Below are 7,899 nucleotides of genomic sequence, written 5' to 3'. Positions count from 1 at the left end.
TGGACTTGCTCCGCAAAAGTGGAGAGCTCTTTTCCTGAAGGAGGAGGGTTCCGATGGCAGACCGGAAGCAGACCTTTACCCCCGAGTTTCGTGCTGAGGCGGTGCGATTAGCGCAGACGAGCGGGCGGTCCCGCCGCGAGGTGGCCGCCGATCTCGGCGTCGGGCTCTCGACGCTGCGCAACTGGATCGACGGCCGGCGTGAGCGGGAGATGGACAACCCGCCGGCCGATCGGCAGGAGGACATGGCCGCCGAGCTCAAGCGCCTGCGGCGCGAGAACGAGGTGCTGCGCCAGGAGCGGGAGATCCTGAAGCGGGCCACGGCTTTTTTCGCCAAGGAGGGAAGTCGATGAGGTTTCGCCTCGTCGACGCGGCGAAGAAGGACTTCCCGGTCGCGCGCCTGTGCAAGGTCCTCGATGTCAGTCCGAGCGGCTATTTCGCCTGGAAGAACCGTCCGGCCTCGACGCGGCAGCGCGAGGACCTCGTGCTACTCGCCCATGTCCGATCCGCCTTCACGCTCTCGCACGAGACGTACGGCAGCCCACGCATGACCCACGAGTTGCGTGAGCAGGGTTTGGCGGCAGGCCGAAGACGCGTGGCCCGGCTGATGCGGGAGAACGGGCTCAAGGCTCGCCAGCCGCGGCGCTTCCGGCGCACGACGGACAGCGGCCACGCCTTCCCGATCGCGCCCAACCACCTCGACCAAGACTTCACGGCGGCCGGGCCCGATCGCAAGTGGGGAAGCGACATCTCCTACATCTGGACGCGGGAGGGTTGGCTGTACCTGGCGGTGGTCCTCGACCTGTACTCTCGACGGGTCGTCGGCTGGGCGGCGGGCGACCGCCTTCACAAGCAACTCGCGCTGACCGCGCTGCGACGAGCCCTCGTTGTCCGGCAGCCCGGATCAGATTTGCTCCATCATTCCGACCGCGGCAGTCAGTACTGTTCGAACGAGTATCAGGCAGAACTACGAGGACATGGCATCGTGATTTCGATGTCTGGCAAGGGAAATTGCTTCGACAATGCGATGGTCGAGACGTTCTTCAAGACGCTGAAGAGCGAGTTGGTCTGGCGCACCGCGTTCCAGACGCGAGCCGAGGCCACCGTCGCGCTGGCCCATTACATCGATGGCTTCTACAATCCCCGCCGCCGTCACTCGGCGCTGGGCTACACCAGCCCTATCCAGTTCGAGAGGGGCTTCACCCACCAAACCGCTCTCCATTAAACCGGAGCAAGTCCAGCCTGCTTCTGCTCTTGGATGCTGAACACCACCCCGCGGTGCCGGACCGGCCTCCCGTCCGAGCCGAGCTGCACCCGCCCGCGCGAGCGCAGCCAGCAGACGTGCCCGTCCGGTAGCATCACGCGGTAGTCGACCTCGTAACTACCGCCCTCCCTCAGCACGTGCTGAATGGTGTCGGCCCTGGCCTGGCGGTCGTCCGGATGCACCAGCGCCTGGGTCGCGGCGAAGCTGGTCAGCCGCTCGGGCGGGACGCCGAACAAACGTGCGCAGGTCGGCGAGACCGTGACCCGGCCGCTCGGGATGTCCAGTGACCAGATGCAGACGCCGACCTCGTCGAGGGTCTCCCGGAGCTCGTCGACAAACGGCGAGCCGTCGACGCTTGGGTCGGCACCGGGCGAGGCGAAGAAGTCCGTCATCGTTCGCACCCGAAGGAGTGTCCTGCGGTGCGGCGGCAAAGCCCGGCGCCGCGAGCGCCGTCCGTGCAAACCGGTGCAGGACCGCCGCGTCGTAGCCGGACGATGATCGTCCCGCGACCGGTGTCGTTTCACGGCGAGGTCTCTCCGGAAGGTACTCCGCGCGCGCGCCCGAGAACAGCTGCTTGAACGGGCTATTCCCTTTGGCAGACTTCCGGCCCCGCACATCCGTTGAGCTGGATCAAGGCCGCCGGTCCGCGGCCGGCTCAACTTGGGCTCGGTTCAGACCGGAGACGACCCATGCCCAAGTCCGCCCCATGCCCGCTCGCAGGCATCCGCGATGTCCTCGTCGGCACCGCCGTGGAGGGCGAGCGCGAGGAAGCCTCCTCGGCCATCGGCTACGGCCTGACGCTCGCCAAGGCCGCCGGCGCCCACCTGACGGTGCAGTCGGCCTCGTGGCGGTTGTCGGGTGACGACGCCTGGCTCGGCGACTTCGACTACGAGGGCGTCGCGGCCATCGACCGCCGCCTCGACGACCTCGCCCGCTCCATCGCGGAACGTTCGGCCGGGGACGCGACCCAGGCCGGGGTGGTGTGCACGACGGAGGCGCCGAGCCTCCCGTACCCGGAGATCGTGAGCCGCTTGGCCACCCGGGCCCGCTTGCACGACCTGACGGTGCTGGACATCGGCCCGCGGACCTATGACCTCGACCGTGAGATGATCGAGAAGGCGCTGTTCCATAGCGGCCGTCCGGTCATCGCCGTGCCCCCGGGGTACGATGCCTTCGCGGCGCGGCGGATCGTTGTCGCCTGGGACGGCAGCGCACAGGCCGCCCGGGCCGCCAACGACGCGTTGCCATTCCTGCGCGTGGCCGAGGCGGTCGAGATCGTCTCCGTTGGCGACGAGGCCGAGATCCATGCCGAGGTGCCTGGCGCCGAGTTCGCGCCTGAACCGCGCCGGGTTTCCCGGAGGCCGTTTGGTTTGGGTCAGGCGGCCAAGGCTTCGACCTCGGCCTGAGCATAATAGCGCGCCTCCGCCTCGGCGGGAGGGATGTGGCCGATCGGTTCGAGCAGCCGACGGTGATTGAACCAATCCACCCATTCGAGGGTGGCGTACTCGACCGCCTCGAACGAGCGCCACGGCCCGCGTCGATGGATCACCTCCGCCTTGAACAGGCCGATCACCGTCTCGGCCAGAGCGTTATCGTAGGAATCCCCGACGCTGCCGACGGAGGGTTCGATGCCTGCCTCGGCGAGGCGCTCGGTGTAGCGGATGCTCACGTATTGCGATCCGCGGTCGGAATGGCAGACGAGGCCGCTGCCGGCGAAGGGGCGGCGCTCGTGCAGAGCCTGCTCCAGAGCATCGAGCACGAAGTCCGCCCGGGCCTGTCGTGAGACACGCCAGCCCACGATCCGGCGGGCGAAGACGTCGATCACGAAGGCCGCATAGACGAAGCCGCTCCAGGTCGCCACGTAGGTGAAATCCGCCACCCACAGTCTGTTCGGGCACTCTGCCTTGAACTGCCGATTGACCCGGTCGAGGGGGCAGGCCGCAGCCGGATCGGGAACAGTGGTGCGGACCCGGCGCCCCCGGACAACGCCGGCCAAGTTCATGCTGCGCATCAGTCGGGCCACCGTGCAGCGCGCCACAACGATCCCTTCGCGGGCGAGTTGCCGCCAGACTTTGCGCACGCCGTAGACCCGGAAATTGGCCTCGTACACGCGCCGGATCTCGGTCATGAGTGCCGCGTCCCGCTTGGCCCGGGCCGGCAGCCTCTCGGGATCGGCTCGTCGCGCAGCATGGGCGTGGTACGTCGACGGGGCGATCGGCAGAACCTTGCAGATCGGCTCGACCCCGTAGGTGGCGCGATGCTCGTCGATGAAGGCGATCATGACCGGAACCGGCGGTCGAGCTCCGCCTGGGCAAAATACGCGCTCGCCTTCCTGAGGATCTCGTTGGCCTGCCGGAGCTCGCGCACCTCCCGCTCCAGCGCCTTGATCCGCTCGCGCTCATCCGTGGTCGGTCCGGCCCGCACGCCCCGGTCGCGCTCGGCCTGGCGGACCCACTTGCGCAGCGTCTCGCCAGAGCAACCGATTTTGGCCGCGATGGACTGGATCGCGGCCCATTGCGAACCGTGCTCGCTCTCATGCTCCCGGGCCAGCCGGACTGCCCGCTCGCGAACCTCAGGGGAAAAGGGTGGGGTATGCTTCGTCATGGCTCCAGTCTCTCAAGAGTTGGAGCCTCCGAAAATCCCGGGGCGGTTCAGTCGCGGAACGCCGCGTGCCTCGGGCTTGCGTCCAACCTGTGGGCCGCCGAGCGCGCGCATGGCGTTGAGGATCACGGCGACGTCGATGGCTTCCTGCAGCAAGGCCCCTTGGAGGGGTGAGAGATATCCCAGCGCCGCCGCGACCATGCCGGCGAGCGAGAGCCCGAGGCCGACCCAGACGCTCTGGAGCGCGATGGCGCGGGCACGCCGGGCGATACGGATGGCGCGGGGCAGCGGCGCCAGGCTGTCGACCAGCAGGACGACGTCCGCCGCCTCGGCCGCCGCCGCGGCGCCTCGGGCACCGAGCGCCACGCCGAGGTCGGCGGCTGCCAGCGCCGGCGCATCGTTGACCCCGTCGCCCACCATCATCACGACGGGGCCGTTCCGCCGCTCGGCCATCACGGTGTCGGTCTTGGCCGCCGGGTCGAGGTCGGCCGCGACGGCATCGACGGAAAGGCCGTTGACGAGCGCCTCGGCGACGGCGCGCCGGTCCCCGGTCGCGAGCACCACCCGCTCGATGCCGCACGCGCGCAGTTCCGCGAGTGCGTTCCCGCCGTCCGCCCGCAACGGGTCGGCGAATTCCAGGATGGCGGCGGGCGTGCCGTCGATTGCCACCAGCACTGTCGCCGCGGCGGCCGCGGCGTGTCGAGGCCCATCCGCCGGCAGGAAGCGGACGTCGTTCATCCGCATCAGGCGGGGCCCCCCGACGAGAAGGTGTCGCCCTTCCACCACGCCGGTCACGCCGTCGCCGGGGGACTCCGTGACCATGGTGGGCTGCGCGAGGGGCATGCCTCGCCTGCGGGCCTCCTCGACCAGGGCCCGCGCCACCGGGTGGCCCGAGGCTTGGTCGAGGGACGCCGCGAGGCGCAGGATCTCGGCTTCGTCCAACGCGGCGAGGGTCTGCACGGAGACGAGGCGAGCGGTGCCGTGGGTCAGGGTGCCGGTCTTGTCGACCACCACGACACGGATCCTGGCCAGCAGCTCCAGGGCCCCGCCCCCCTTGATCAGGACGCCGATCCCGGCCGCGCGAGAGAGGCCGGAGACCAGGGCCACGGGCACAGCCAGGATCAGCGGGCACGGCGTGGCGACGACCAGCACGGACAGCGCCCGAAGAGGGTCGCCGGTCGCGAGCCAGGCGCCTCCGGCCAGCAGGAGCGTGAGGCTTAGGAAGGCGAGCCCGTAACGGTCGGCCAGGCGCGCCATCGGTGCCTTTTGGGACCTCGCCGCCTCGACGAGCCGGACGATGCCGGCATACGTGCTCTCGGCTGCAGGCCGCTCCGCTACCAAGGTGAACGGCTCGCCCGCGTTCACCGTGCCGCTGAGCACCAGCTCGTTCGCGCCGAAGCTGACCGGTAGCGCCTCGCCGGTGAGGCTCGACCGGTCGAGCACGGCGCGTCCCGAGGCGACCCGGCCGTCCACCGGCAGGACGTCGCCGACGCGCACCAGGATGCGGTCGCCCGGGACCAGGGCCGCCAGGGGAACCTCCGTCAACGCGCCGTCTTCCTCGCGCAGGGCGGTGCGCGGCTGGCGCGCGATCAGCGCAGTCATGGCGCTGCCGGCGCGGCCGGACGCGTACGCCTCCAGCGACTGGCCGCCGGCGTACATCAGGGCGATGACGGCGCCGGCCAGCGGCTGCGACAGGGCGAGCGCACCGCCCATCGAGAGCAGGGCGACGAGGTCGAGCCCGACGTCCCCCTTCGCCAAGCTCGTCACGACCTGGATCAGGAGGGCTCCGAGGACCGCCAGGGTCGCGACGGTCCAGGCCGCCGCCGCTATGTCCGCTCGACCGACGGCCTGCGCCGCCAAGCCGGCGGAGAGACCGGCCAGCGGCAGGGCTGCAAGCCATCCGCGTAGGCCCGGCATCCATCCGGCGACCGCTGGTCGATTCGTCTCGGGCGAACCCACTGCCGCTGTCGTCATGTCCCCCCTCCCGTTCGGACCCCCGAGATGGGGCCGGTCCGGCTTGGTGGGCCTTGCGCTGGATCAACCTTGCCGTGTGACCACGTAGTAGACGTCCGTTGTCATGGGGCTGATCGTCTCGAAACGGCGGAGTCCCAACCCGTCCATCGAGTTGGCCAACGACAGGATCGGCGAACCACCGCCGCGAGCTGGGCCATCAAGTTCGGCTTCAAGGACGGCTCGCCCCCGGCCGGCTCCGGTAGCCGGCCCGAGCGCATCCGCGCCGTAGCCGAGGCATCGCTCAAGCGCCTGCGCACACACCTTATCGACCTGTTCTACCAGCACCGGATCGACCCCGCCGTGCCGGTCGAGGACGTGGCCAGGACCGTGCGGGATCTGACCGCCGAGGGCAAGGTGGGCCACTTCGGCCCGTCTGGGGCAGGCGTCGCGAGCATCCGCCGCGCCCTCGGCCGTCGCGTGCCGGACTTTCCCGGTCCCGTTCGCCTTGGCATGGTGGACGGATCGGGCGAGGCTATCGCCGTCGTCCCGCACCCGGGGCGTTACGCCTGTCTTCGGTTCCGCGACAAGTCTCGTGACGGTGGGGGAATGACCGGTGGCGACGCATGGTGCACCGAGTGATGCTGGCGGTCGGGCACGTCCCGCGTGCCAGCGGCCTGTTTTTCTGCGGGGGCGTCCTCGTCATCGAGGTCGGCGTCCTGGGGAAGGCCGCTTAATAGGCTCGTACATGCTGATGTCTTGGCCACCGCATTCAGAGCCGCTTCGCCTTCCAAGCAAACATTAATAGCCGCAGGGTGGAAGGTTCGGAACGAGGCACACTGAGACGAGGCCCTGGGCCGCAACAAAGGTCTGCTTCTTCGTTTCTGATGCTGAAAGCGGTCTTTCCGCTCTCGGCCAGCGTCGGTCTAACCGGTAGGCCATCGGAATGACTGGGGTGGGTGGAAAGCCGGCGGTCCGCTCTGGAGCAGCAAGCGCATCGAAGCGGACGTCGCTGTCCCACTTCATTCCGATCCTAGGCTGCAGCAGTGCCGGCCGGATCAAACGTGGTCATCACTGGGCGGAATGCCATGACCAGATCAGGGTCGAGCTGGCCTGTCATAGACTGCACGATCCCGAAGGCCTCCACGCCCGGCATCGGTGCCCGGTAGGGCCTCCGCTCGATCAGCGCGCCGTAGATGTCGCAGATCGTCACCAGTCGGACGAGGTCCGGGATCTCGGATGCCCGCAGCCCGTCCGGGTAGCCCGAACCGTCGAGCATCTCATGATGCGAGCGGACCACCTGCAGCATCTCCGGCGAGAAGCCGCTATCCACCAGCATGTCGTAGCCGAGCGCCGCGTGCGTGCGCATCACCGCCATCTCTTCGTCGGTGAGCCGCCCGGGCTTGTTCAGGATCGCGGTCGAGATCCGGGTCTTGCCGACGTCGTGCAGCAGCGCCGCCTTGGTCAGACGGTAGCTGTCCAGCTCGACAAAGCCGAGCTTGGTCGCGAAGGCGGCGGCGAGACCAGTGACGATCAGGCAGTGCCGGTGCGTGGCCTCGTCGAAGCGCTGTACCGCCCCGATCCAGTCGCGGATGCCACAATGCTGCACGGATCTGGCGATCAGGCCAGTGCCGGTGCTCGCGAGCTCGGGCGTGACCATCTGGCCGGAGAAGAATGTCCTGTCGAAGAACTGCCGGGCCTCGTCCGCCATCCGGGCAGCGACGGCGGAGCCACCGACCTCCAGAAGGCGGTCGATCCGAGTCAGCAGACGCTCGAGCATGGTCAGGGCCGGGAGGATGTCGGTGGGAGCGAGGAGTCGAGCCTGGGCCTCGGCGCGGGCGGCGTTGCCGTGGGTCAGGAACAGGAAAGGGGCGCCAGCCGCCCGCAGCGGCTCCAGCATCCGCCGCAGGCGCAGAATCGCCTCGGAGGTGAGTTGGGCGACGTCGCCGACGATTAGATCCGGCTGCACCGACGGCAGGCTGTCATCGTACAGGTCCTGGACGGTACAGCGCCGGGTTGGGCCGAGGGACCGCGCAAGGCGGCCGGTCCGGGCCAAGTCGTCAGAGATCAACAACAGCCTGCCCAAG

Annotated in this window: 5 protein-coding genes, 2 pseudogenes and 1 other annotated feature; of the genes and pseudogenes, 3 read left to right on the top strand and 4 right to left on the bottom strand. The window is 69.1% G+C overall.

Features of this window, described 5'->3' with window-relative positions; genetic code table 11:
- The first annotated feature begins 53 nt into the window (after nucleotides 1-53).
- Nucleotides 54-1,222 (top strand): IS3 family transposase gene (locus tag C4T42_RS04145; protein WP_103984744.1). Its coding sequence is split into 2 segments (ribosomal slippage): nucleotides 54-321 and nucleotides 321-1,222, totalling 1,170 coding nucleotides; the frame shifts between segments, so codons are not numbered across the junction.
- Nucleotides 1,223-1,236: 14 nt separating this feature from the next.
- On the opposite strand, the pseudogene C4T42_RS04140 reads toward C4T42_RS04145, so the two are convergent.
- A pseudogene (locus C4T42_RS04140) lies at nucleotides 1,237-1,653 on the bottom strand (PAS domain-containing protein); the annotation flags it as partial.
- 297 nt (nucleotides 1,654-1,950) lie between these two features.
- Here C4T42_RS04140 and C4T42_RS04135 point away from each other — a divergent pair.
- Nucleotides 1,951-2,667 (top strand): universal stress protein, encoded by a 717-nt coding sequence (locus tag C4T42_RS04135; protein WP_244603164.1) that lies wholly within the window; start codon nucleotides 1,951-1,953, stop codon nucleotides 2,665-2,667.
- Here the strand turns inward: C4T42_RS04135 and C4T42_RS04130 are convergent.
- Nucleotides 2,637-3,865 (bottom strand): IS3 family transposase gene (locus C4T42_RS04130; RefSeq protein WP_103984743.1). Its coding sequence is split into 2 segments (ribosomal slippage): nucleotides 2,637-3,577 and nucleotides 3,577-3,865, totalling 1,230 coding nucleotides; the frame shifts between segments, so codons are not numbered across the junction. The genes C4T42_RS04135 and C4T42_RS04130 overlap by 31 nt on opposite strands.
- Nucleotides 3,468-3,584 (bottom strand) — a sequence feature (AL1L pseudoknot). (Overlaps the previous gene by 117 nt.)
- A 12-nt stretch (nucleotides 3,866-3,877) precedes the next feature.
- The gene (locus C4T42_RS04125) at nucleotides 3,878-5,836 is read right to left on the bottom strand and encodes a heavy metal translocating P-type ATPase (RefSeq protein WP_103984742.1); all 1,959 of its coding nucleotides are present in this window, start codon (nucleotides 5,834-5,836) and stop codon (nucleotides 3,878-3,880) included.
- A 192-nt stretch (nucleotides 5,837-6,028) separates the two neighbouring features.
- On the opposite strand from C4T42_RS04125, the pseudogene C4T42_RS32300 reads away from it, so the two are divergent.
- Nucleotides 6,029-6,280 (top strand): annotated as a pseudogene (locus C4T42_RS32300) (aldo/keto reductase); the annotation flags it as partial.
- A 565-nt stretch (nucleotides 6,281-6,845) separates the two neighbouring features.
- On the opposite strand, the gene C4T42_RS04115 reads toward C4T42_RS32300, so the two are convergent.
- Complete coding sequence (locus C4T42_RS04115) at nucleotides 6,846-7,898, bottom strand: HD domain-containing phosphohydrolase (protein WP_244603163.1); 1,053 nt, start codon at nucleotides 7,896-7,898, stop codon at nucleotides 6,846-6,848.
- Nucleotide 7,899 lies beyond the last annotated feature (1 nt).

This window comes from Methylobacterium sp. 190mf (assembly GCF_900107945.1).
GTDB lineage: Bacteria > Pseudomonadota > Alphaproteobacteria > Rhizobiales > Beijerinckiaceae > Methylobacterium.
The sequence above is the reverse complement of the archived record's forward strand: the minus strand, read 5'-3'. Positions and strand labels throughout refer to the sequence as shown.

Excerpts from the sequence above, each read along its gene's own strand:
- C4T42_RS04125 (WP_103984742.1), bottom strand. The coding sequence starts at position 5,836 with ATGACGACAGCGGCAGTGGGTTCGCCCGAGACGAATCGACCAGCGGTC.
- C4T42_RS04135 (WP_244603164.1), top strand. The coding sequence starts at position 1,951 with ATGCCCAAGTCCGCCCCATGCCCGCTCGCAGGCATCCGCGATGTCCTC.